This window comes from Streptomyces sp. A 4/2 (assembly GCF_940670765.1).
GTDB lineage: Bacteria > Actinomycetota > Actinomycetes > Streptomycetales > Streptomycetaceae > Streptomyces.
This window is the reverse complement of record NZ_CALNVW010000016.1, coordinates 60868-84323: the sequence shown is the minus strand read 5'-3', so window position 1 is coordinate 84323 and position 23456 is coordinate 60868. Positions and strand designations below refer to the sequence as shown.

The window sequence follows — 23456 nt, the reverse complement described above, 5'->3', positions numbered from 1 at the left end:
CCATGACCATGGGACTGACCGAGGAGCACCGCGACCTGCGGGACTCCGTCCGTGCCTTCGCCGCACGGCACATCACCACCACCGTCGTCCGCGCCGCCGCCGACGCCGGGACCGAGCAACTCCCGCCGTTCTGGGCGGCCCTGGCCGGACAGGGGCTGCTCTCCCTGCATCTTCCCGAGGACATCGGGTCCGGCTACGGCATGCTCGAACTGGCCGTGGTGACAGAGGAATTGGGCCGCAACCTGGTCCCCGGCCCCTTTCTGTCCACGGTGCTCACCAGCGCCGTCCTGGACCGGGCGGGCCACCGGGACCGGCTGGCGGGGCTGGCCGACGGCAGTACGGTCGGGGCCACCGCCCTCGCCCCGGGCACCCTGACGGCGACCCGGGACGCGGCGGGCACCCTGCGGGTCTCCGGCACCTCCGCGCCGGTACTCGGCGGCGGGCCCGCCGATGTGTTCGTCCTGCCGGTCGAGTCCCGCGGCCGGACCCGCTGGGCAGTGGTGGCTCGTACGGACGCCGAGGTCACCGCCGTCGACAGCCACGACCCGACACGCCGACTGGTCCGCGTAGCCCTGCGGGACCTGGAACTCTCCCCGGAGCGGCTGCTCTCCGGAATCGACCCCCGGCTGCCCCTGGACCTCGCCGCCACGCTGTTCGCCGCCGAGGCCTCCGGGCTGGCCGACCGGGCCACGTCGACCGCCGCCGAGTACGCGAAGGTCCGCGAGCAGTTCGGGCGGCCGATCGGACAGTTCCAGGGGGTCAAGCACCGCTGCGCCCGCATGGCGGCCCGCGCCGAACAGGCCCGCGCGTGCGCCTGGGACGCGGCCCGCGCCCAGGACCCCGGCGCCGTCGGGACCCCCGAGGAGGCCGCCCTCGCCGTGGCGGTCGCGGGCGCCACGAGTGTCGAGGCGGGCTTCACCACCGCGAAGGACTGTGTGCAGACCCTCGGCGGCATCGGCTTCACCTGGGAGCACGACGCGGGACTGTACCTGCGCCGCGCCCAGACGCTCCGCATCCTGCTCGGACCGACCACCGGCTGGCAGCGCCGGGTCGCCGCACTCACCCGCGCCGGTACCCGTCGCAGGTTCTCCGTCGACCTGCCGCCGGAGGCCGAGACGGTCCGTGCCGGGACCCGGGCCGAACTCGCGCCCGCCATCGCGCTGGACGGCGCGGAGCGCACCAGCTACCTGGCGGAGCACGGCTACACCGCCCCGCACCTGCCGGCCCCCTGGGGCAAGGGCGCCGACGCGGTGGCGCAGCTCGTCATCGCCGAGGAGTTGGGCGCGGCGGGGCTGGAACCCGCCGACATGATCATCGGTGGCTGGGTGGTACCGACCCTCATCGAGCACGGCAGCGAGGAACAGCAACGCCGCTTCCTGCCGCCGACGCTCCGCGGCGACCTCGTCTGGTGCCAGCTGTTCAGCGAGCCGGGAGCCGGATCCGACCTGGCCGGGCTCAGCACCAGGGCGGAACGGGCCGAAGGCGGCTGGCGGCTCACCGGGCAGAAGGTGTGGACGTCCATGGCGCGCGAGGCGGACTGGGGCATCTGCCTGGCCCGCACCGACGCGAGTGTGCCCAAGCACCGGGGGATCTCCTACTTCCTGGTGGACATGCGCAGCCCCGGCATCGACATCCGTCCGCTGCGTGAACTCACCGGCGAGTCCCTGTTCAACGAGGTCTTCCTGGACGACGTCTTCGTCCCCGACGCCCTGCTGGTCGCAGGTCCGGGAGACGGCTGGAAACTCGCCCGCACGACGCTGGCCAACGAGCGCGTCTCGCTCTCGAACGACTCCTCGCTCGGCTCCGGAGGCGAGGAACTGCTCGCACTCGCCGGCCGGGACCCCGGCGAGGAACGGCTCACGGTGCTCGGCCAGATCCTCTGCGACGCCCAGTCGACCGGGCTGCTCGGCCTGCGCCAGACCCTGCGCTCGCTGGCCGGCGGGCAGCCGGGGGCGGAGTCCAGCGTCGCCAAGCTCCTCGGTGTGGAACACATGCAGCAGGTGTGGGAGACCGCGATGGACTGGCAGGGCGCCGACGCGCTGACGGTGGCACCCGCCTGCGACCCCGGCCCGGACGAGCCGCGTCCGCCGGTGCGGGCGGACCGGCCGCGCACCGCCACCTGGATGTTCCTCAACACCCGGTGCCTGTCGATCGCGGGCGGCACCACCGACGTACAGCTGAACATCATCGGCGAGCGCCTGCTGGGACTCGCCCGCGATCCCGCTCCGGTACCGCGCGGCTGACCGGTCGACCCCACGAGCGCGGCCGACGCCGTCCGGCACCGGCCGGACAGCGAACGAAGAAGCGAAGAGACGAAGGAATACAGACGATGCCGATCGATCCCGACAAGGCGCTCGGGGCCACCACCCCGGCCGAGCGGGTGAGCTGGACCGTGCGGGACGTCCTCCTGTACCACCTCTCGCTGGGCGCGGGCACGCACGCCGCCACCGACCCCGAACTCCCGTACACCTACGAACGCGGGCTCCGCGTACTGCCCACCTTCGCCATGGTGGCCGGCCGTGGACCGTCCGCCGGGGAGCGGGCGGCGGCGCCGCTCGACCTGCCCGGCCTCGACCTCGACCCGCGCGGGATGCTGCACGCCGGACAGGCGCTGACCCTGCACCGGCCGCTCCCGTCCTCGGGCACCGCGGACATCACCACCCGAGTGGCCGGGCTCCGGGACAAGGGGAAGGCCGCGCTGGTCACCCTCGAACAGATCGCGGCCGACCCGGACGGCGCCCCGCTGTGGACCGCCACCATGGACATCTGGGCCCGCGGCGAGGGCGGCTTCGGCGGCGACCCGGGGACGGAGGCCCCCTGGCGGGCCCCCGATCGCGCGCCGGACCAGGTCGTCGACGTACCGACCACCCAGGGACAGGCACTGCTCTACCGGCTCAACGGAGACCTCAACCCGCTGCACGCGGACCCCGCGTTCGCAGCCTCCGCGGGCTTCGAACGGCCCGTCCTGCACGGGCTGGCGTCCTACGGAGTGCTGGCCAAGACCCTGGTCGACAGGGTGCTCGACGGCGACACCGACGCACTCACCGGACTGTCGGTCCGGTTCGCGGGACCGCTTCTGCCGGGCGAGACGCTCCGTACGGCGGTCTGGCGCGAGAACGGTGCGCTCACCCTGGAATCGACCTGCCCGGAACGCGACGGCGCGCCCGTGCTCAGCCGGGCGACCGCCGAGGTGATGTCATGACCGCGGACCCCGGAGTGCACACCGCCCGGCCGCAGGACAGCCGTCCGGCCCTGACCGCCGACACCCGGGACACCGGCGTCGACGCCGCGGTGGCCGCCGCCCGCAGGGTGATCGCCGCCCTGCTCGCCGCGGGCGACGCGCCCGGCGCGGACCTCGGCCGGGTGGCGAGCACGCTCCACGAGGTCGCCGACCATCTCGACGAGCACGCCCCGCCGTTGAAGGAACGGCTCGTCACCATGTGGGCCGGGGAGGGCGTCACCCGCCACGACCCGGTCACCGGCCCGGAGAACGCCATCGCCCCGCCGCTCGTGCTGCGGGGCAAGGACGACGGTTCGGTGACCGCCACCACCACGCTGGGCCTGCCGTACCAGGGGCCGCCCGGGTACGTGCACGGGGGCGTCTCGGCGCTCCTGCTCGACCACACACTCGGCGTGGCCAACCACTGGGGCGGCCCGTCGGGCATGACCGCCGAACTGACCCTGCGCTACCACCGGCCGACCCCGCTGTTCGAACCGCTGACCGTGACGGGCCGTCAGACATCGGTCGACGGACGCAAGATCAGTACGGCCGGCGCCATCACGGCCGCCGGAAAGGTCTGCGTCAGCGCGGAGGGGCTGTTCATCGCCGTCCAGCCGGAGCGGCCACGCTGAGACGGTGACGAACCGGCCGCACGGGCGTGACCGGCGTACGGGGGCGGGGCGCCGGATCCATCCGGCGCCCCGCCCCCCCGTACGCCGCTGTCCGTCAGAGCCGGACGTCCCGGCGTACGACCTTCCCACTGGCCCCGCGCGGCAGCTCCTCGCCGGTGATCCGCCACCGGGACGGCACCTTGTAGTGGGCCAGCCGCTCGCGTGCGTACGCCGTCAACTCCCGCTCGGTCGGCGCCGGTTCGCCCTGCGTCACGACCACCGCGCCGACCTCCTGCCCCAGGTCCGGATGGGGCACGCCCAGGACGATGCACTCCCGCACCCCCGGGTGCTCCGCCAGGACGTTCTCGATCTCGGCCGGATAGACGTTCTCGCCACCGCGCAGAATCAGGTCCGAACGCCGGCTGGTCAGCCGCAGCAGGCCCCCGTCGATCCGGCCGATGTCACCGGTGTGCAGCCAGCGCCCGGCCCGGACCGTCTTCGCGGTGGCTTCCGGATCCTCCCAGTAGCCCAGCATGTTGAACGCGCTGCGCACACACACCTCGCCCTCCTCGCCCTCCGGAAGGGCGTTCCCTGCGGGATCCCGGATCTCCACCGTGACGGTGACGTTCGGCCTGCCCAGCGTGCCCGGGAACTCGGCCAGCTCCGCCGGGGTGGCCGCGGCCACCCCGGTGGACGTCTCGGTGAGTCCGTAACTGTCCACCAACGCCTGCCGCGCCACCGGCAGCGCCTCGCGCAGCCGGTCCTTGAACGCCGGTGACGACGGTGCGGAGGCGAGCGAGAAGGCGGTCAGTGACGACAGGTCGTAACCGGACAGATCGCCGTGCTCGACGAGCCGGTGCGCCATGGTGGGCACGGCGCCCCAGTTGGTGACCCGCTCCCGCTCGATGAGCCGGAGCACCTTGTCCACGTCGAACGCACCCCGGTGCATCACCACCGTGCCGCCGGCCGCGAGCTGGGGCACCACCAGATTGTGCAGACCGGCGATGTGGAAGAGGGGCAGCGCCAGCAGATGGCGGCGCGCGGCGGCGGCCGGTCCGCCGTACTCCTGCGCGCGCGAGTTGCTGAACGCGTGGAAGTCCACCACGGCCAGGAGATTGCGGTGCGAGTGCACCGCGCCCTTCGGCAGGCCCGAGGTGCCGCTGGTGTAGAGGATGACGGCCGGGTCGTCCTCGGCCACGTCGCAGGACGGCAGCGCGGCCTGCGGGTATTTCCGGGCGAGGAGCGGCACGTCCGTCTCGACGCTCAGCACGGGCACCCGCGGATCGTCGATCAGCGCGGCCCGCTTGGCGTCCGCGATCACCACCGTGGGCCGGACATGCCCGATGCCGTAGGCCAGTTCACGCCCCGACCACCAGGCGTTGAAGCCCACCGCGACGGCCCCGATGGACACCGCGGCCCAGAACGACATGATCCACTCGGGCGAGTTGGCCGCCGCGATGGCCACCCGGTCGCCCTTGCGCACTCCGTGATCCGTACGCAGCGACTCGGCCAGCGACGAGACCAGCGCGGCGTGCCCCGTGAAGGTCAGCCGCTCGTCCGTGGTGACCACGTAGTCGCTCTCACCGTGGCGCAAGGAGTCGGCGAGCAGTTCGTGCAGCGCTCTGCGACGGTTCTTGAACACCGGCATCCGGGCGCCGAGAACCTCCTCGTCGACGAGTTCGAACGGTTCGCCCGGTCCGGTGGGACCGGCTGCTGGGGCGGAAGGAACCGCATGCTGATCCGTCGGCCTGGCCATGGCACATCTCTCCCTCGGTGACGTCGAGCCCGTGCGCCGACATTGTGGCCGCGACACCCGAACCCGCCGGGCGGCCGGTCCCGATGAGCGGGACAGCCCCGACCACCCGCACCACGCCGCCCCGATGATGGGGCACTCCAGGAGATGATCACGGGAGGAACACCCATGGGAACCCTCGCGGGGAAGGTCGCACTCGTCACCGGCGCAGGCCAGGGGGTGGGCCAGGGAATCGCATTGGCGCTGGCGGCCGAAGGCGCGGACATCGCTGTCGTCGGACGTACCCGCGCCCGCTTGGAGACCACCTGCCTGACGCTGCGGGAACGCGGTGTGCGAGCAGAGGCGTACGTGTGCGACGTGAGCCGCACCGAGACGATCCCCGCAGTCGTCGACAGCGTGGTCGCCGACCTCGGAGGTGTGGACATTCTCGTCAACAACGCCTACGACGGAGCTTACGGGCGCCTGCTGTCCATGACCGAGGACGACTTCCGACGGGGTTTCCACAGCGGGCCGTTCGCCGCCTTCGCGTTCATGAAGGCCTGCCATCCGCACCTCAGGAGGAACGGAGGGGGCAGCGTCATCAACCTGGTCAGCTCGGCGATGGTGCGCTGGGATCCGACGACGTACGGAGCCTACGCGGCTGCCAAACAGGCCCTGCGCTCGCTGACACGCACCGCGGCGGCCGAATGGGGCGCCGACGGGATCAGGGCCAACTCCATTGCCCCGCACGCACTCTCGCCCGGCCTGAAGAGCTGGACGGAGACCAACCCGGAGGAGGCGGAGGCGTTCCGCCGGACCATTCCCCTGGGATACATCGGTGACTGCGAGCAGGACATCGGCCGTGCGGTCGTGATGCTCGCGGGCCCCGACGCCCGCTACCTGACCGGCGCCACCGTTCCGCTCGACGGCGGCCAGGCCCACTTCGGATGACCACACGCCCCACGCCCCGCGCGTGGACGGAGGAATCTTCATGAGCCCTGAGACCCCCTCGACCCCTGACGGCCCCGCGGTGCCCGACGTACTGGCGCCCGCCCGTCTCGGCCCGGTGCAGCTGCGCAACCGCATCATCAAAGCGGCCACCTACGAGGCCCTGAGTTACCGCAGCAGGGTCACCGAGGAACTGATCGAGTTCCACCGCAGGTACGCCGCGGGCGGTGTCGGGATGACCACTGTTGCGTACTGCGCGGTCGCACCCGAGGGACGCACCGACCGCCACCAGCTCCTCTGGGAACCGGAGGCAGCGCCCGGCCTGCGCAAACTCACCGAAGCGGTCCACGCGGAGGGCGCCGCGGTCTCGGCGCAGATCGGGCACGGCGGTCCCGTCGCCAACCCGAAGGGCAACCGGCTGCCCGCGCTGTCGCCGTCCCGCCAGTTCCACCTCACCTCGCTGAGCTTCGCGAAGGAAGCCACCCGCGACGACATCAGCCGCATCACCCGCGCCCACGCGGACGCCGCCCGGATGGCCGCCGACACCGGTTTCGACGCGGTGGAGATCCACCTCGGCCACAACTACCTGGCCAGTTCGTTCCTCAGCCCGAAGATCAACCACCGGACCGACGGCTACGGCGGCAGCCTGAAGAACCGGGCCAGGTTCGCCCGCGAGATCACCACGGCGGTGCGGGAGGCGGTCGGCGACCGGATCGCGGTCCTCGCCAAACTGAACATGGACGACGGCGTCCCCGGCGGCATCTGGCTCGACGAGGCGATCCCGGTCGCCCAGTGGCTGGACGCGGACGGCTGCCTCGACGCACTCGAACTCACCGTGGGCAGCTCGCTGTTGAACCCGATGTACCTCTTCAAGGGCGACGCGCCGCTCAAGGAGTTCGCCGCCGTCATGCCCCAGCCGGTCAAACTCGGCGTGCAGCTCTTCGGGAAGCAGAAACTGCGCAGCTACCCCTACCAGGACGCCTACCTCCTGGAGGACGCCAAACAGATCAGGGCCGCGGTGAAGACGCCGATGGTGCTGCTCGGCGGAGTCACCGACAAACCCGTCATGGACCGCGCCATGGCCGAGGGCTTCGAGTTCGTCGCCATGGCCCGCGCCCTGCTCCGCGAGCCGGACCTGATCAACCGCATCCGCGCGGACGAGAAGACCCGCTCCCTGTGCATCCACTGCAACAAGTGCATGCCCGCCTCCTTCAACGGAACCCGCTGCGTCCTGGTGGAGACGAGCAGCCCGCGCGGTGACAACTGGGGCCGCACCACGGTCTCGTGAACGGCTCCACGACCACTCCGCCCCCACGGCGGACAGCGAAGGCAGAGGAAGGAGACAGAAGGGTGCAGCACGACACGATCGCCGACCTGCTGCTCGACCGGCTCGGCGACAACCGTCCCGGGCTGCGGACCCGCGAACGGACCTGGACCTGGGACGACGTGGTGAAGGAGAGCGCGGCCCGCGCCGCACTCGCCACGGAGCTGCGGACCGAAGGCCCCTTCCACATCGGGATCCTGCTGGCCAACGTCCCCGAGTTCCTGTTCTGGCTCGGCGGCGCGGCGCTGAGCGGCGCGACCGTCGTCGGGATCAACTCCACCCGGCGCGGCCCCGATCTGGAACAGGAGGTCCGGCACACCGACTGCCAGCTGCTGATCACCGACCGGGCCGGCCAGGAACTCCTCGACGGGCTGGACACCGGGGTTCCGCCCGACCGCTTCCTGCTGGTCGACGACGCGTCGTACACCGCCCGGACGCTCACTCCGGCAGTCCCGCGGAAGGCCCCGGACATCGCACCGGACACCCGGATGCTGCTGCTCTTCACCTCGGGCACCACGGGGGCGTCCAAGGCGGCGAGCTGTTCCCAGGGGCGGCTCGCGGCCCTCGGCCACTCCAACAGCGCCAAGTACGACATCGGCCGGGACGACATCAGTTACTGCTGCATGCCGCTCTTCCACGGCAACGCGCTGATGGCCCTCTGGGCGCCGTCGCTGGCCGCGGGCGCGTGCGTCGCACTCGTACCGAAGTTCTCCGCATCGGGTTTCCTGCCCGACGTACGCTTCCACGGCGCGACCTACTTCACCTATGTCGGCAAGGCGATCGGCTATCTGCTCGGCACCCCGGAGAGCCCCGACGACCACGACAACCCGCTGACCCACGGCTTCGGCACCGAGGCCTCCCCGGAGGACCAGGCGGCCTTCCGGCGCCGGTTCGGGGCGCGGCTCTTCGAGGGGTACGGATCCAGCGAGGGCAGCGGCATGATCCGCCTCGACCCCGACGCCCCGCCGGGCGCACTGGGCCGCCCCGCCCACGACGGGGTGGCGGTCGTGAACCCCGAGACCTTCGAGGTCCGCCCGCCGGCCCTGCTCGACGCGTACGGCCGCGTCACCAACGCCGAGGAGGCGATCGGCGAGATCGTCGACCGGCACGGCGCGGCCAAGTTCGAGGGCTACTACAAGAACGACGCGGCGAACGCCGAACGCGTCCGCAACGGCTGGTACTGGACCGGAGACCTCGGCTACCTCGACCCCGACGGCTGTCTGTACTTCGCGGGCCGCTCCGGCGACTGGATACGCGCCGACGGGGAGAACACCTCCGCCCTGCTCGTCGAACGCATCCTGCGCCGCCACCCCCAGGTCCTCGCCGCAGCGGTGTTCGGCGTCCCCGACCCCCGCTCCGGCGACCAGGTGATGGCCGCGCTGGAAGTCGCCGAAGGCACCGCCTTCGAGGACCTGCGGCTGCCGGAGTTCCTGGACCGGCAGGACGACCTCGGCACGAAGAGCGCACCGCGCTTCGTCAGGCTCTCCACCGAGCTGCCCACGACGGGCTCCAACAAGCTCCGCAAGAAGGAGATGCAGCTCGTCGGCTGGCACACCGACGACCCGGTGCACCGCTGGGCGGGCCGCGACCGGCCCGCGTACGCCCTGATGACCGGCGAGGACAAGCAGCGGCTGCGCGAGGAGTTCCTGCTGTACGGCCGCCGGCGCTTCCTTCCGTAGCCCGCCCTTCCCGGCCCCTGGGGGCCGCACCAGATTGAGAGCACATCCATGGACCTGCGCGAGACACCAGCGCACCGCCGGCTCCGCGAGGAGCTGCGGACGTACTTCGCCGGACTGCTCCCGGCCGACGAGCGACGCCGGGCCGGCGAGGCGGGAGTCGGCGGCGACCGCTTCCGCGAGGTGGTTGCCAGGCTCGGCGCCGACGGCTGGCTCGGCATCGGCTGGCCCGAGGAGTACGGCGGTCAGGGCCGCTCCGTGGCGGAGCAGTACGTGTTCTTCGACGAGGTGCAACGGGCCGGGCTGCCGTTCCCGTTCGTCACCGTCAACACGGTCGGCCCGACGCTGATGGCGTACGGCACCCCCGAACAGAAGAAGAAGTTCCTGCCCGGCATCCTCTCCGGCGACATCGTCTTCGCCATCGGCTACACGGAACCCGGCGCCGGGACCGACCTCGCCTCGCTGACCACCCGGGCCGTACGGGACGGCGACGACTTCGTCATCGACGGCAGCAAGATCTTCACCAGCGGCGCCAACACCGCCGACCACATCTGGCTCGCCTGCCGCACCGACCCCGGCGCGCCCAAGCACCGGGGCATCTCCGTCCTCACCGTCCCGACCACCGACCCGGGGTTCTCCTGGAGCCCGATCCGCACGGTCGGCGGCCTGCTGGTGACCGCCACCTACTACAGCGGCGTCCGGGTCCCAGCGGGCCATGTGGTCGGCGAGGTGAACGGCGGCTGGCAGCTGATCACCACACAGCTCAACCACGAGCGCATCGGACTCGCCGCGCTCGGCGGCCGGACCATCGACCTGTGGGAGCAGACCCTGGAGTGGGCCAAGGAGAACGGCCTCGCCGAACTCCCTTGGGTCCAGCGGGACTTCGCCCGCAGCTACGCCAAGCTGGAGGCGATGCGCCTGATGAACTGGAAGATGACGGGCGAGGTCGCCCGCTCCACCCTGTCCGGCGCCGACGCGGGCGCGGCCAAGGCGTACGGCACCGAGACGCACGTCGACGTACAGCGCACCCTCACCGGCATCCTCGGCGCGGCCGGCCGGATCCGCCCGGAGTCACCCGGCGCCGCACTGTCGGGACAGGTCGAACAGCTCTCCCGGCAGGGCATCGTGAACACCTTCGGCGGCGGTGTGAACGAAATTCTCCGCGACCTGGTCGCCACCAACGGCCTGGGCCTGCCGCGGCGGAGGAGGAGCGCATGAGCGACGTGTACGAGAAGCGGCTCCAGGCCTTCACCGGACGCGAACTGCGGCCGGTGACACCCGGACCCGACCCGGTCAACGTACCGATGATCCGGCACTGGGCCGAGGCGATGGGCGACAGCAATCGCGTGCATCTGGACGACGCAGCGGCGCGGGCCGCCGGCCGCCCCGGCGTGGTCGCCCCCGCCTCGATGATCCAGGCATGGACCATGCCCGGCTACGCCGCCGCCACAGCCGCCGGTGACCAGGGAGCCTTCGGTGAACTGACCGGGCTGCTCGCCGAAGGCGGATACACCTCGGTGGTGGCGACCGACTCCGAGCTGGAGTTCTTCCGCGAACTGGTCCCGGGCGACCACATCTCCGTGACCGAGGTCGTCGAGGCGATCTCCCCGCAGAAGACCACCGCGCTGGGCGAGGGCCGGTTCGTCACCACCCTGAAGACGTACACCGACGCGCAGGGCGGGACCGTCGCCACCCAGCGCTGGCGCACCCTGCGGTTCCGGCCGCGGAACACGCAGGCCCAGGAGCCGCCCGCGCTGCGCCCGCGGCCCGCGCTCAACAGCGACAACGCCTTCTGGTTCGCTGCCGCCCGGGAACACCGGCTGGTCATCCAGCGCTGCACGGGCTGCGGTGCCCTGCGCCATCCGACCGGGCCCTGCTGCCCGGACTGCCACTCCTTCGACTGGGACACCGTCGGGGCCGCGGGCGGCGGAACCGTCCACAGCTTCACCGTCAACCACCACCCCCGCCACCCCGCGTTCGACTTCCCCCTGGTCGTGGCGGTCGTCGAACTCACCGAGGGCACCCGGCTGATCGCCGGCCTGACGGGTGTCGAACCGTCCGGCGTGCACGTCGGCATGGACGTCGTACTCGACTGGACCGACCCCGATCCGGAGCTGTCACTGCCGGTGTTCCGGCCGCTCGCGCAGGAGGAAGCACACTGATGGACTTCACGCTCGACGAGGAACTGCTGGCGGTCCGCGACCTCGCGGCCGAGATCTTCACCGACCGGGCCACCTCCGCCCGGCTGCGTGAGGTGGAGAGCGGGCCGGACCGTACCGACCCGGAGCTGTGGGCGCAGCTGGCGAAGGCCGGGCTGCTGGGCATCGTGCTGCCCGTGGACGCGGGCGGGGCGGGCCTCGGACTCGGCGCGTTCAGCGTGCTCCTGGAGGAGCAGGGACGCCGTGTCGCACCCGTACCGCTGTGGTCGGCCGGGGTCGGCGCCCTGGCGGTCGCCGCGCACGGCACCCCCGGGCAGCGGGCCGCGCTGTTGCCGGGGGCCGTGGACGGGAGCGGACGGCTCACCGTCGCACTGGAGGAGTTCGGTCCGGCGGACGCGGCCCACCCCGCGTGCCGGGCGCGGGCCGTCCCGGTGGACGGCGACGGACCGGCGGCCTGGCGGCTGACCGGGACGAAGGCCGCCGTCCCCTCACCGTTCGGGGCCGGGCACGTCCTGGTCGCGGCCACCGCCGAGCAGGGCACCGGGCTCTTCCTGGTCGAGACGGACACCGAGGGGGCCCGCTGGGAGGCCGCCGAGACCACGACGTACGACCTCAGCGGGCATCTCGTCCTGGACGACGCCGCCGCGCAGGCCGTGGGCACCCCCGGAACCGGTGTGCTGGAGTGGCTGCTCGACCGCGCGTCCGTCGCCCTCTCCGCCGTCCAACTGGGCGTCGCACAGGGTGCGTTGGCACATGCCGCCGCCTATCTCAGTGAGCGGGAGCAGTTCGGCAGGCCGCTGGCGACCTTCCAGGCCGTGCAGCACCAGCTCGCCGACTGCTACATCGACATCGACGCGATGCGGGTGACCCACTGGCAGGCGGTCTCCGACCTGGAGGCGGGCGCGGAAGCCGCGCGGGCGGTGCTGGTGGCACGGTGGTGGGCGAACGAGGCGGGCCTGAACGTGGTCCACCGGGTGCAGCACGTGCACGGCGGGATCGGCGTCGACACCGACTACCCGGTGCACCGGCACTTCCTGTGGGGCAGGCAGATCGCGGGCACCCTCGGCGGCGCGGGGGCCACCCTCGCGCAGCTCGGCGCCGAACTCGCCGGCGGCGGACCGGTGACGCCGTGACGGCCCGCGCCCGAACCGGGCCGGCCGTCGGCGACACCCTCCCCGAGCTGTCGGTTCCGCTCACCCGGACGATGATCGTGGCCACCGCCCTCGCGAGCCGCGACTTCCAGGACGTGCACCACGACCCGGATTCGGCCGTCGAGCGAGGGTCGGCGGACATCTTCATGAACATCCTGACCACCAACGGCCTGGTCGACCGGTTCGTCAGCGCGTGGGCCGGACCGTCCGCCGTCGTCAAAGCGATCCGCATCCGGCTGGGCGTCCCCAACCACCCCGGCGACACGATGGTCCTCAGCGGCACCGTGACCGCCGTGGACGCGGGCCGGGCCGAGATCCGGGTCCGCGGTGACAACCGCCTGGGCAGCCATGTCACCGGCACCGTCGTCGTCCAGTTCGCGCAGGAGGAATCCCGATGAACGCCCTGTCCGGCGCCGCCGCCATCGCCGGTATCGGCGCGACCGAGTTCTCCAAGAAGTCCGGGCGCAGCGAACTGCGGCTCGCCTGCGAGGCCGTGCTCGCCGCCGTCGCGGACGCGGGGCTCACACCGTCCGACGTCGACGGGCTCGTGACCTTCACCTCCGACACCAGTTCCGAGATCCACATCGCCCGCAACACCGGCATGGGGGAGCTGAAGTTCTTCTCCCGCGTCGGCTACGGCGGCGGCGCCGCGTGCGGAACGGTGCAGCAGGCCGCCATGGCCATCGCCACCGGGGTGGCCGAAGTCGTGGTCTGTTACCGGGCGTTCAACGAACGCTCCGGCGAGCGCTACGGGCTCGGCCAGGCCGACCGGGCCATGGACACCGGCGCCGACCGGGCCGCGTACTCCTGGATGACACCGCACGGCCTGAGCACCCCCGCCCAGTGGGTGGCGATGTTCGCCCGCCGCTACATGTACGAATACGGCGCCACCAGCGAGGACTTCGGCCGGGTCGCCGTCGTGGACCGCAAGCACGCGGCGACGAACCCGGCGGCCTGGTTCCACGGCCGGCCCATCACCCTGGCGGACCACCAGGCCTCCCGCTGGATCGCCGAACCGCTGCGGCTCCTCGACTGCTGCCAGGAGACCGACGGCGGCCAGGCGCTCGTCCTGGTGTCGGCCGAGCGCGCCCGCGACCTGCCGCATCCCCCGGCCCAGGTCCTCGGCGCGGCACAGGGATCGGGACGCGACCAGCACATGATGACCAGCTACTACCGGACCGGGGCCGCAGCCATCCCCGAGATGGGTCTGGTCGGCGAACAGCTCTACGCCCAGAGCGGCCTCGGCCCCGCCGACATGGACGCCGCCGTCCTCTACGACCACTTCACCCCGCTGGTCCTCCCGCAACTGGAGGAACTGGGGTTCTGCGCGCCCGGCGAGGCGAAGGACTTCATCGCCGACGGGCACCTGGAAATCGGTGGCCTGCTGCCCACCAACACCCACGGCGGCCAGCTCGGTGAGGCCTATCTGCACGGGATGAACGGCATCGCCGAGGCGGTCCGCCTCATCCGCCGCACCTCCGTCAACCAGCCACCGGACGTGGGCCATGTGCTGGTGACCGCGGGCACCGGCGTACCCACCAGCGGCCTCGTCCTGGGCGCGGCCGGGTGAGCGCGCCGGAAGGGACCGGGGCGGGTGCCTGGCGGGGCCGTCCGCTGGGGGAGCGCACCGTCTCGTACGAGGAGAGCGACGCGATCCTCTACGCCCTGGCGATCGGCGCGGACGCCACCGACCTGGACCTGGTCTTCGAGGAGCGCCTCAGGGTGCTGCCGACGTTCGCCCTCACCCTGGCCCAGTGGGCCCCCGACGCGCTGGGCGCGCTGGGCGCGTTCGACATCCGCACCGCGGTGCACGGCGCCCAGCGGCTGGAGGTGCTGGCTCCGCTGCCGCGTGCCGGGAAGGTGGCGATGCGGGCGTACGTCGGGGACGTGTGGGACAAGGGCTCGGCCGCGGTGTTCGACGTCGTGGTGGTCAGCGACTTCTCCGTAGCGACCTGGTCCCTCTTCGCGCCGGGCCGCGGCGGGTTCGGCGGCGAACGCGGACCGTCGGCGCCGGCCGTCCCGCCGGGGCCGACGGACCACCGGACCGAGGTGGCGACGGCGCCGAACCAGGCGGCGCTCTACCGTCTGCTCGGCGACCGCCACGCCATGCACATCGACCCGGAGGCGGCCCGCGCGGCCGGGCAGCCGCGGCCGTTCCTGCACGGTCTGTGCTCGCTCGCCGCGGCGACACTTCCGCTCGCCCGGTACGCCGGCGCCCATCCGGCCGACCTGGTCCGGCTGGAAGGGCGGTTCGCCGCCCCCGTCTTCCCGGGCGACCTCCTCACGGCACACACCTGGGAGCCCACCGACGCAGCAGCCTCCCCGGACCTGCGCTTCGAGCTCCACAACGGCGGGCGGGCAGCGGTCTCGGGGGGACGGGCGGCGTACCGGACCGGTCGGGCGGCGGATACGGAAACGGCGGACGCCCCCCGTCAGGTGGGGGCGTCCGCCGAGAAGTGAGGGGCGCTCCGGGCGCCCGGTGCTCCTCCCCGACCGGTGTCACCGCCGGTCCGCTGCTCCTCCCTGACCGCTGCTACTTCCCGGCCACTGTCACTGTTTGACCGCTCCGGAGTTCGCGCTGCGCACGAAGTGCCGCTGGAAGGCGAAGAACAGCACGGCCACCGGGACGGTCGCGAGCAGCGCCGCGGTGAGCTTGAGCGGGTACTGGGTGCCCGCGCTCAGGCTGCCCGAGACGAGATGTGCCAGACCGGTCGTCAGCGTCTCGTACTGCGGGGACTGGGTGGCCACCAGGAAGTGGGTGAACTCGTTCCACGAACCCTGGAACGAGAGGATCGTCAGGGTGATCAGCGCGGGCCTCGCCATCGGCAGGACCACCGACCAGAACGTACGGAAGATGCTCGCCCCGTCGATCCTGGCCGCCTCCTCCACCTCCCTGGGGACCGACACGAAGAACTGCCGCATGATGAACACGCCGGCCCCGTCCACCAGCAACGGGATCACCATGCCGGCGTAACTGTCGAAGATGCCCAGCTGGTTGAGGACCAGGAACTTGGGGATCAGCAGCACCACACCGGGCACCGACATCACCGCGAGCAGCCCGTTGAAGAGCAGGGCGCGCCCGCGGAAGTCCAGCCGGGCCAGCGCGTACCCGGCCAGCGAGTCGAAGAAGACCCGCCCGGCGGTGATGAAGAGGGTGACCAGTGCGGAGTTCGCCAGCCACCGGGTGAACGGCACGGCGTCGCCGGTCCCGCCCAGCCCGAACAGCCGCCGGTAGGAATTCAGCGAGAACGGGTCCGGCAGGAGCGACAGCGGATGCGCGGCAGCGTCCGGATCGGTCTTGAGGGACGTCACGACCTGGATGACGAACGGCAGCAGGTACATCAGCCCGACACCGGCGAGCAGCAGGTACACGACCGTGCGCACGGTGCGGTCCCCCGTACCGCCGGTCGGACGGCGACGGGCCGTGGTGGTGGTCCGGCTGCTCATGAGGTCCTCCTGCGGGGGAACCGGCCACGCGTACCGGTGCCGGCCGCGTCGCGGTCGCGGAGCAGCACGCGCTGCACCACGGTCATCGCCAGGATGATCGCCAGCAGGATGAAGGCGATCGCTGCCGCGCGCCCGTAGTCGGCATCCTGGAATCCGGCGGTGTACGAGAGGAACGCGGGGGTGAGCGTGGTGTTGGCGGGTGCGCCCTGGCTCATCACGTAGACCGCGTCGAAGACCTGCCAGGAGCCGATCAGTCCGAGGGTGACCACCAGGAACAGCACCGGCCTGAGGGCCGGGAGCGTGACGTTGCGGAAGGACTGCCAGCGGCTGGCGCCGTCCAGCAGCGCCGCCTCCTCCAACTCGGCGGGGACGTCCTGGAGCGCGGCGAGGAAGATCAGCATGTAGGTGCCCGAGGTGGTCCACACCGCCAGCACGATGATGGTGCACATCGCGATGGACGGCCCGGACAGCCAGTCCCACCAGGACAGTCCCAGGAATCCGTGGGCCGCGAGCGCGGGCACCGGCCTGTCGGGGTCGACGATGCCGAGCATGCCGAGCAGGCTCCACACCAGGCCGTGGGCGTCGGTGAACCACTTCGGTCCGGTGATGCCGACCCACTTCAGCAGCGCGTTCACCGCGCCGCTGCCCTGGAACAGGAAGAGGAAGACGGTCGAGATGGCGATGGAACTGGTCACCGAGGGGAAGTAGAAGACGGTCCGGAACAACCCTTTCCCCTTGATCCGGCGGCTGTTGACGGCGATGGCCAGCCCCAGCGAGAGGGCCGTCTGCAACGGCACCACCAGCAGGACGTAGTACAGGTTGTTGCGTACCGACGTCATGAACAGTTTCCGGTCCTGCCCCTCGCGGGTCAGCAGATCGGTGTAGTTGTGCACTCCTACGAAGTCGGCGGCGCCGCTGAACGGGTTCGACTGCCCGTCCCAGTGCAGCATGCTCACCCACAGGGCCATCCCGATGGGCAGCAGCAGGAACAGCCCGAGGACGATCACCATGGGGCTGACGAACAGCCACCCCCACATTCCCTGGCGGCCCTTGATACCGGTGCCTCGGCGACCCCCGGGGCCGCGGCGTCCGCGCTGCGTTCCGGCGCCGCGGGCGCGGCCGGCCGGTCCCGCGCCGGCACCTCCGGCCCCCACCGGCACCGCGACGGCGCCGTTGCCGTGCTGGCTCATTGTTCTCTCCTCCTGCGCCCGCCGGTGGGGCCCGGCGGGCGTCGTGCGACATCAAGTGGAACCAGGTGCTGCAGACGGGTCAGTTGCCGCCCTTGAGTACCTGCTCACCATTGGTCTGCAGGTCGGAAAGGATCTTCTTGGGATCGGCGGTCGCCAGCCCGGCCAGATCGGTGTCGAACTGGGTCAGCACCTTGGTGAACCCGGGAACGGTGACCGGGCCCTGCGCGTACGCCGCCCCGTCGCTGAACGCCTTGTCCTGCGGGTGCTTCTCCTTGAAGGTGGCCAGTGCGCTGTCCCGCGACGGCATGACCCCGAAGGCATCGGCGAAGGACAGCTGCTGCTCCGCGGTGGTGAGCGCCTTGACCAGCGACACGGCGGCGGCGTGGTGGGAGCTCTTGTTGGCGATGCCCCAGCAGGTGCTGAAGGACAGCGTGCCCTTGCCGGACGGCCCCTCGGGCAGGGCGACGACCTTGTAGCCCACGGACGGGTAGTCCGTCTTCATCGCCCCGGTCAGCCAGTTGCCCTCGATGGTCATCGCGGCCTTCTGCGTACCGAGCGCCTCGCCGCCCCAGCCGGTGTCGACCTGCTTGGGGTACTTCAGCACGCCTTCGCCCAGCAGCTTCTTGAGGTACGTCAGCGCCTTGACGTTGGCGGCGCTGTCAGCGGTCACCTTGGTCTGCCCGGCGTCGGTTATCCATCCGCCGGACTGCTTGAGGAAGCCGCCGAGCTCGTTGTACGAGCCGTCCACGACCAGACCGGTGACCTTCTTCGTGGTCAGCCTCCTGGCGGTCTTCTCCAGGTCCTCCCAGGTCTTCGGGTAGTCGGCCTCGGTGAGACCGGCCTTCTTCCACATCGTGGTGTTGACCGCCAGCGCCAGGGTGGAGCTGTCCTTGGGCGCGCACATGAACTTGCCGCCGTAGCTGAAGGACTTGCGCAGCGACGCCGAGAAGTCGTCCTTGTCCGCGAGCTGGTCCCCGTAGGCGTACAGCGAGTTGCCCTTGGCGTAGTTGGCGAAGACCGACGAGCCCACGTAGAAGACGTCCGGCGGCTTGCCTCCCGCCAGCGCCTGGCCGAGCTGCTGGTCCAGATTCTGGGCGGGCACCACCGTGACGGTGTTGCCGGTCTTCTTCGCCCAGGCCGCAGCCGCTGTCCTGACGGCCTTCGTCTCGGCGTCGCCCGAGGAGCCGATCATCACGTTGAGGCTCTGTTTGCTCTTGGTGTCCTGTTCGGCGCTGCTGTTGCTGCCGAAGTTGGACGAACACCCGGTGAGCAGGAACGCGCCGCACACAGCGGTGGCGGTCGCGGCTCTGCGTACTGTCATCGTTTTCTCCAGGGCTTTCTGTACGGGACGGAGAGACGCCGAAGGCGGAGCTGAGGCGTGCAGGGTGAAGGTGAAGGTGGTGAGGGTGAAAGTGAAAGGGGGCGGGGCAAAGGGCCGTTACGGGCGGAGCGTGGTCGCAGAGCTCTCCCGGACCACCAGTTCCGGTGCCAGCAGGATCTGCTCCGGCTCGACCCGCCGGTCGTTGATACGGGACATGAGCAGCCGGGTGCACGCCCGGCCGACCTCCTCCAGCGGCTGGCGGACGCTGCTGAGGCTCGGGGAGAGCAGACCGGCGGCGGGGGAGTCGTCGAAGCCGACCACCGCCACGTCCCTGCCCGGACTCCGGCCGCTGTCGCGCAGCGCCCGGTAGCAGCCCAGCGCCAGGGTGTCGCTGGCCGCGACGACCGCCGTGGCACGCGTCAGGACAGGTCCCACCGCGTCCCGTGCGGCGTCCACGTCGTCCACCGAGGACACCCGTAGTTCGCGTACGGGCAGACCGTGCTGCCGCATCGCCTCCCGCCAGCCGCGGGCCCGGTCGTCGCCGACACCGGAACCGCGCGGCCAGCCGAGGAAGGCGATCTTGCGGTGACCGGCGGCCACCAGATGATCGACCGCGGCCCCGGTGCCGTGGGCGCCGTCGACGTCCACCCAGTCACTGATGTCGCGAGCGGCCCAGGTCCGGCCGAACGCGACGAAGGGAACGCCGTGTTTGTGCAACCAGGCGTGCCGGCGGTCGCCGCGGTAGGTGTTGCTGAGCACAAAGGCGTCGACCGAGTGTTCCCGCAGCAGATCGTCGTAACGCTCGGTCTCGTCGTCCCCGCCGATGGGGGCGGCGAACAGCAGCATGCGGTACCCGGCCTTGTCCGCCGAGTCCGACAGTGCGTGCAGGAAGTGATCGTGCACGGGCGTCGACAGACCCGGTGGCGTCGGCTGGATGCCGTATCCGATCAGCCGGCTCGAACGGGTGCGCAGCGAGCGGGCGGCCTGGTGCGGACGGTAGTCCAGCTCGGTGATCGCGGCCCGGACCCGCTCCAGTGTCCTCGGTGCCAGCAGCTCGGGGGAGTTGAGCGCGTTGGAGACCGTCTGCGTGGACACTCCCGCGCGCTGGGCTACCAGAGCCAGCGTGACCGGCGCGTTTCCGCGCCCGCCACCAGGGGTTGTACGTGCCACCAACAGCCTCCGTCATCCGTACGCCGCCCACTCGAAATGCGGCGCTGCATCTGCGATGGATCGATAAAACTCTCTTCAACACCAGCTTGGCAAGGGCTAGGGTGAATTTTGATCGATCCAAAATCCGCGGTCCGCAACCGCGATCCCATGAACGAGAGGCGCCACCCAGTGAACATGGCCGTCCAGGGACACCCCGCCGGGGGCCCTCCGCCCACGGACGTCGTCACCGAGGGTCTGCAGCCCTTCCTGCATGACACCTGCACCACGCTCTACGCCCCCAGCCTGGTGCTCTCCAGGTCGCACGGGGACTTCGCGGGCGGAGCCGACGGGTTCTTCCACGGCGATCGCCGGATGCTCGCGACGCTGTCCCTCCAGGTCCGGAACATCCCGCTGGCACCGGTCGGCACCGTGCTGATATCCGCCGAGCAGACCGTCTTCCGGGCAGTCCTGCGCGGTGTGGGTGAGCACACCGCCGACCCCGCGGTCACCCTCCTGCGCCGCCGCTCGGTCGACCCGGGCACCCTGCGCGAGGACGTGGAGATCACCAACGCCGGGCTCCAGGAGGTCCGGTTCGCGATGACCCTCACCGCGGGGACCGATCTGGCGCGGATGGCCGACGTCAAGGCAGGCCGGCCCCGTCCCGCGCTGCCCGCCCGTGCCGAGGGCGACGGCCTGGCCTGGAGCGACGGAGAGGTCACCGTCCGGCTGCGCCCCGCTTCCGGGTCCCCGCGGATCGAGCCCGCCGACGGCGCGCTGCACTACCAGGTGACGATTCCTTCCGGCGGTACCTGGCGGACGTCCGTCGAGTGCACCGTCGTCGACGCGGAGCCGGACCAGTTCCCGGCCGTGGCCCGTGACGCCGTACCGTGGTCGCCCGTCGAACTGCGCAGCGCCGACCGGCGCCTGGACCGGCTGCTCGCCCGGTCCGTGGACGATCTGGGGCGGCTGCTGCTGTCCGACCCGCTCGACCCGGGTGACCGCTTCCTCGCGGCCGGCTCCCCGTGGTTCCTCACGCTCTTCGGGCGGGACTCCCTCTGGGCCGCGCGGATGCTGCTGCCGCTCGGCACCGAACTGGCCGCGGGCACCCTGCGCACCCTCGCCCGGCGGCAGGGCGCGGTCACCGACCCGGACACCGAGGAACAGCCCGGCAAGATCCTGCACGAAGTCCGCCGCGACGAACGCGACTTGGCAGAGGGACCCGTTCTGCCGCCGGTCTACTACGGAACCGTGGACGCCACCCCCCTGTGGGTGATCCTGCTGCACGACGCCTGGCGCTGGGGTCTGGATCCCGAGCAGGTACGGGACTTGCTGCCGCACATGGAGGCCGCCCTGGAATGGCTCGCCACCCACGGCGACGCCGACGGGGACGGTCTGCTCGAATACATCGACACCACCGGCCACGGCCTCGCCAACCAGGGCTGGAAGGACTCCGGCGACTCCATCCGCTGGCGGGACGGCCGCCTCGCCGAGGCCCCCATCGCGCTGTGCGAGGTGCAGGCGTACGGCTACGAGGCCGCGCTCGCCGGGGCCGCGCTGCTCCGTGCCTTCGACCGGCCGGGCGCCGAACGCTGGGAGGAGTGGGCCGCCCGGCTGCGGGTCCGCTTCCGGGAGAGCTTCTGGGTCGAGGACGCGTCGGGTCGCTACCCGGCGGTGGCGCTGGACGCCGACAAGCGCCCGGTGGACGCGGTCACTTCGGGCTTCGGCCATCTCCTGGGCACCGGGCTGCTCGACCCGGAGGAGAGCGCCCTGCTCGCCGCCCGCCTCGCTGGACCCGAGCTGGACTCCGGCTTCGGACTGCGGACCCTCAGCACCGACTCCACCGGGTTCAACCCCTTCGGCTACCACATCGGTTCCATCTGGCCGCACGACACCGCCATCGCGGTGCACGGCCTGGTCAGGGCCGGATTCCCGCGCGAGGCCGCCTCGTTGGCCGCCGGACTGGTCGAGGCCTCCGCGGCCTTCGACGCCCGGCTCCCCGAACTGTTCGCGGGCCACGGATCCGCCGTCGACAGTTCCCCCGCGCCCTACCCGGCGTCCTGCCGCCCGCAGGCCTGGTCGGCGGCCTCGGTCGTACTGCTGCTCCAAGCGGCCCTCGGCCTGGAGGCGGACGTGCCCGGCGGCACGCTGCGCCTGGCCCCGCACGCCTCGGACGGCCTGGGCCCGCTGGACCTGAGCGGCTTCCAGGTCGCCGGCGCCCCCCTGTCCGTATCGCTCGACGCGGCGGGCCGGGCCCGGGTGGACGCACCGGACCAGCTCACCGTCCGGGGCGCCGAGCGCGGGGCGCACCCGAATCCGCCCCCGCACGGCCCGGCCCGTCCGGAACACACCACCCCCGGAACCGGGGAGCTGCCCCCGTGCCGCTGATGGACAAACCCCTGGAGGAGCTGCGGAGTTACCTCCCGGACCGGGAGGAACCCGAGGACTTCGACGCGTTCTGGAACGAAACCCTCGCCGAGGCCCGCCGTCACGACCGGCCTGCGGTCTTCACCCCGTACGACGCCTGCCTGACCGAGGTGAACGTCTTCGACGTGAGCTTCCCCGGCTTCGGGGGCGACCCGGTGGCCGGCTGGCTGCTGGTCCCCGCCTCCGCCACCGGACCACTGCCCTGCGTGGTCGGCTTCCTCGGCTACGGCGGCGGGCGCGGCTTCCCGTACGAGTGGCTGACCTGGCCGTCCGCCGGGTACGCCCATCTGCTGATGGACACCCGCGGCCAGGGCGGCTCACTGCAGCCCGGTGCCACCGGCGACCCGCACGGCAGCGCCGGTTCGTCGTCGCCCGGCATGGTCACCCGCGGGATCCAGGACCCGGCCGACTACTACTACCGCCGGGTCTTCACCGACGCGGTACGCGCCGTGGACGCCGCCCGCAGCCACCCGTCGGTCGACCCCGAGCGCATCGTCATCGCCGGCGGCAGCCAGGGCGGCGGCATCGCGCTCGCCGCATCGGCACTGGCCGACGGGGTGACCGCCGCCCTGGTCGACCAGCCGTCGCTGTGCCACTTCCGACGGGCACTCGACGTGGTGGAAGGCAACGCCTACCGCGAGATCTGGACGTATCTGCGGACCCACCGCGACTCCGCGGAACAGGTCTTCCGGACCCTGTCCTACTTCGACGGGGTCAACTTCGCCGCGCGGGCGCACGTTCCCGCGCTGTTCTCGGTGGCGCTGATGGACGACATCTGCCCGCCGTCGACGGTCTTCGCCGCGTACAACCACTGGGCGGGGCCGCGCAGCATCCGGGTGTGGCCCTGGAACCGGCACGAAGGAGGGGGCTACTTCCAGGACCTGGAGCAGCTGCGGTTCCTGCGGGCACTGCGGTCGGACGGCCCCACGGGGCTCGACAACGGGCCGCTGCACACGGCCTGACGACGGAGCAGGTCAGGCCCGCCGACCACGCACCAGTGCGTTCGCCGGGGCGGGCCGGACCGGTTCCGTACGTCCATTCGGTGAGCCGGATCACTTTCCGGTGAAGTTCAGGCATAGGTAAAGAGCAATCGGGGAGGTGACC

General features: G+C 71.8%; 19 protein-coding genes. 14 read left to right on the top strand and 5 right to left on the bottom strand.

The window, feature by feature from the left end; all coding sequences use genetic code 11:
- The first annotated feature begins 2 nt into the window (after positions 1 to 2).
- From NBY69_RS09955 to NBY69_RS09945, 3 genes are all read left to right on the top strand, one after another.
- The gene (locus NBY69_RS09955) at positions 3 to 2243 is read left to right on the top strand and encodes an acyl-CoA dehydrogenase (protein ID WP_250300081.1); all 2241 of its coding nucleotides are present in this window, start codon (positions 3 to 5) and stop codon (positions 2241 to 2243) included.
- Positions 2244 to 2329: 86 nt separating this feature from the next.
- The gene (locus NBY69_RS09950) at positions 2330 to 3202 is read left to right on the top strand and encodes a MaoC/PaaZ C-terminal domain-containing protein (RefSeq protein ID WP_250300077.1); all 873 of its coding nucleotides are present in this window, start codon (positions 2330 to 2332) and stop codon (positions 3200 to 3202) included.
- On the top strand, positions 3199 to 3852 hold the full coding sequence (locus tag NBY69_RS09945) for a PaaI family thioesterase (protein ID WP_250300072.1): 654 nt from the start codon (positions 3199 to 3201) through the stop codon (positions 3850 to 3852). The genes NBY69_RS09950 and NBY69_RS09945 overlap by 4 nt, the downstream gene beginning before the upstream one ends.
- Before the next feature lie 94 nt (positions 3853 to 3946).
- On the opposite strand, the gene NBY69_RS09940 is transcribed toward NBY69_RS09945, so the two are convergent.
- Positions 3947 to 5587 carry a class I adenylate-forming enzyme family protein gene (locus NBY69_RS09940; protein WP_250300068.1) on the bottom strand — a complete coding sequence of 547 codons (1641 nt, stop codon included), beginning with the start codon at positions 5585 to 5587 and terminating at the stop codon, positions 3947 to 3949.
- Positions 5588 to 5752: 165 nt separating this feature from the next.
- On the opposite strand from NBY69_RS09940, the gene NBY69_RS09935 reads away from it, so the two are divergent.
- From NBY69_RS09935 to NBY69_RS09895, 9 genes are all read left to right on the top strand, one after another.
- The gene (locus tag NBY69_RS09935; protein ID WP_250300064.1) at positions 5753 to 6514 is read left to right on the top strand and encodes an SDR family NAD(P)-dependent oxidoreductase; all 762 of its coding nucleotides are present in this window, start codon (positions 5753 to 5755) and stop codon (positions 6512 to 6514) included.
- Between the two features lie 40 nt (positions 6515 to 6554).
- Positions 6555 to 7799, top strand: a complete 1245-nt coding sequence (locus NBY69_RS09930) for an NADH:flavin oxidoreductase (RefSeq protein WP_250300062.1) — start codon at positions 6555 to 6557, stop codon at positions 7797 to 7799.
- Between the two features lie 62 nt (positions 7800 to 7861).
- Positions 7862 to 9514, top strand: a complete 1653-nt coding sequence (locus NBY69_RS09925; protein ID WP_250300056.1) for an AMP-binding protein — start codon at positions 7862 to 7864, stop codon at positions 9512 to 9514.
- Positions 9515 to 9562: 48 nt separating this feature from the next.
- Positions 9563 to 10729, top strand: coding sequence for an acyl-CoA dehydrogenase family protein (locus NBY69_RS09920; protein WP_250300051.1), 1167 nt, complete (start codon positions 9563 to 9565; stop codon positions 10727 to 10729).
- Entirely contained in the window at positions 10726 to 11673 is a 948-nt protein-coding gene (locus tag NBY69_RS09915) for a bifunctional MaoC family dehydratase N-terminal/OB-fold nucleic acid binding domain-containing protein (protein ID WP_250300041.1), read from the top strand. Before NBY69_RS09920 ends, NBY69_RS09915 begins: the two co-directional genes overlap by 4 nt.
- Positions 11673 to 12803 carry an acyl-CoA dehydrogenase family protein gene (locus NBY69_RS09910; RefSeq protein WP_250300036.1) on the top strand — a complete coding sequence of 377 codons (1131 nt, stop codon included), beginning with the start codon at positions 11673 to 11675 and terminating at the stop codon, positions 12801 to 12803. Before NBY69_RS09915 ends, NBY69_RS09910 begins: the two co-directional genes overlap by 1 nt.
- The gene (locus NBY69_RS09905; protein ID WP_374211246.1) at positions 12800 to 13219 is read left to right on the top strand and encodes a MaoC family dehydratase; all 420 of its coding nucleotides are present in this window, start codon (positions 12800 to 12802) and stop codon (positions 13217 to 13219) included. Before NBY69_RS09910 ends, NBY69_RS09905 begins: the two co-directional genes overlap by 4 nt.
- Positions 13216 to 14391 (top strand): lipid-transfer protein, encoded by a 1176-nt coding sequence (locus tag NBY69_RS09900; RefSeq protein WP_250300031.1) that lies wholly within the window; start codon positions 13216 to 13218, stop codon positions 14389 to 14391. The genes NBY69_RS09905 and NBY69_RS09900 overlap by 4 nt, the downstream gene beginning before the upstream one ends.
- Positions 14388 to 15281: a MaoC/PaaZ C-terminal domain-containing protein gene (locus NBY69_RS09895; protein ID WP_250300027.1), complete on the top strand. Its 894-nt coding sequence runs from the start codon at positions 14388 to 14390 to the stop codon at positions 15279 to 15281. The genes NBY69_RS09900 and NBY69_RS09895 overlap by 4 nt, the downstream gene beginning before the upstream one ends.
- A 90-nt stretch (positions 15282 to 15371) precedes the next feature.
- On the opposite strand, the gene NBY69_RS09890 is transcribed toward NBY69_RS09895, so the two are convergent.
- The 4 genes from NBY69_RS09890 to NBY69_RS09875 form a co-directional block, all read right to left on the bottom strand.
- Positions 15372 to 16268 carry a carbohydrate ABC transporter permease gene (locus tag NBY69_RS09890; protein WP_250300023.1) on the bottom strand — a complete coding sequence of 299 codons (897 nt, stop codon included), beginning with the start codon at positions 16266 to 16268 and terminating at the stop codon, positions 15372 to 15374.
- Positions 16265 to 17458, bottom strand: coding sequence for a carbohydrate ABC transporter permease (locus NBY69_RS09885; RefSeq protein WP_250300017.1), 1194 nt, complete (start codon positions 17456 to 17458; stop codon positions 16265 to 16267). The genes NBY69_RS09890 and NBY69_RS09885 overlap by 4 nt, the downstream gene beginning before the upstream one ends.
- A gap of 79 nt (positions 17459 to 17537) precedes the next feature.
- On the bottom strand, positions 17538 to 18779 hold the full coding sequence (locus NBY69_RS09880) for an extracellular solute-binding protein (RefSeq protein WP_250300014.1): 1242 nt from the start codon (positions 18777 to 18779) through the stop codon (positions 17538 to 17540).
- A 117-nt stretch (positions 18780 to 18896) separates the two neighbouring features.
- Entirely contained in the window at positions 18897 to 19949 is a 1053-nt protein-coding gene (locus tag NBY69_RS09875) for a LacI family DNA-binding transcriptional regulator (RefSeq protein WP_250300009.1), read from the bottom strand.
- A gap of 174 nt (positions 19950 to 20123) precedes the next feature.
- Here NBY69_RS09875 and NBY69_RS09870 point away from each other — a divergent pair, with 174 nt between their 5' ends.
- Positions 20124 to 22313 carry a glycogen debranching N-terminal domain-containing protein gene (locus NBY69_RS09870; protein ID WP_250300005.1) on the top strand — a complete coding sequence of 730 codons (2190 nt, stop codon included), beginning with the start codon at positions 20124 to 20126 and terminating at the stop codon, positions 22311 to 22313.
- Positions 22304 to 23314, top strand: a complete 1011-nt coding sequence (locus NBY69_RS09865; protein ID WP_250300001.1) for an acetylxylan esterase — start codon at positions 22304 to 22306, stop codon at positions 23312 to 23314. Before NBY69_RS09870 ends, NBY69_RS09865 begins: the two co-directional genes overlap by 10 nt.
- Positions 23315 to 23456 lie beyond the last annotated feature (142 nt).

Coding starts and splice junctions, on each gene's coding strand:
- NBY69_RS09950 (WP_250300077.1), top strand. CDS start 2,330: ATGCCGATCGATCCCGACAAGGCGCTCGGGGCCACCACCCCGGCCGAG.
- NBY69_RS09910 (WP_250300036.1), top strand. CDS start 11,673: ATGGACTTCACGCTCGACGAGGAACTGCTGGCGGTCCGCGACCTCGCG.
- NBY69_RS09890 (WP_250300023.1), bottom strand. CDS start 16,268: ATGAGCAGCCGGACCACCACCACGGCCCGTCGCCGTCCGACCGGCGGT.
- NBY69_RS09900 (WP_250300031.1), top strand. CDS start 13,216: ATGAACGCCCTGTCCGGCGCCGCCGCCATCGCCGGTATCGGCGCGACC.
- NBY69_RS09885 (WP_250300017.1), bottom strand. CDS start 17,458: ATGAGCCAGCACGGCAACGGCGCCGTCGCGGTGCCGGTGGGGGCCGGA.
- NBY69_RS09920 (WP_250300051.1), top strand. CDS start 9,563: ATGGACCTGCGCGAGACACCAGCGCACCGCCGGCTCCGCGAGGAGCTG.
- NBY69_RS09870 (WP_250300005.1), top strand. CDS start 20,124: ATGGCCGTCCAGGGACACCCCGCCGGGGGCCCTCCGCCCACGGACGTC.
- NBY69_RS09880 (WP_250300014.1), bottom strand. CDS start 18,779: ATGACAGTACGCAGAGCCGCGACCGCCACCGCTGTGTGCGGCGCGTTC.
- NBY69_RS09940 (WP_250300068.1), bottom strand. CDS start 5,587: ATGGCCAGGCCGACGGATCAGCATGCGGTTCCTTCCGCCCCAGCAGCC.
- NBY69_RS09955 (WP_250300081.1), top strand. CDS start 3: ATGACCATGGGACTGACCGAGGAGCACCGCGACCTGCGGGACTCCGTC.
- NBY69_RS09915 (WP_250300041.1), top strand. CDS start 10,726: ATGAGCGACGTGTACGAGAAGCGGCTCCAGGCCTTCACCGGACGCGAA.
- NBY69_RS09930 (WP_250300062.1), top strand. CDS start 6,555: ATGAGCCCTGAGACCCCCTCGACCCCTGACGGCCCCGCGGTGCCCGAC.
- NBY69_RS09935 (WP_250300064.1), top strand. CDS start 5,753: ATGGGAACCCTCGCGGGGAAGGTCGCACTCGTCACCGGCGCAGGCCAG.
- NBY69_RS09945 (WP_250300072.1), top strand. CDS start 3,199: ATGACCGCGGACCCCGGAGTGCACACCGCCCGGCCGCAGGACAGCCGT.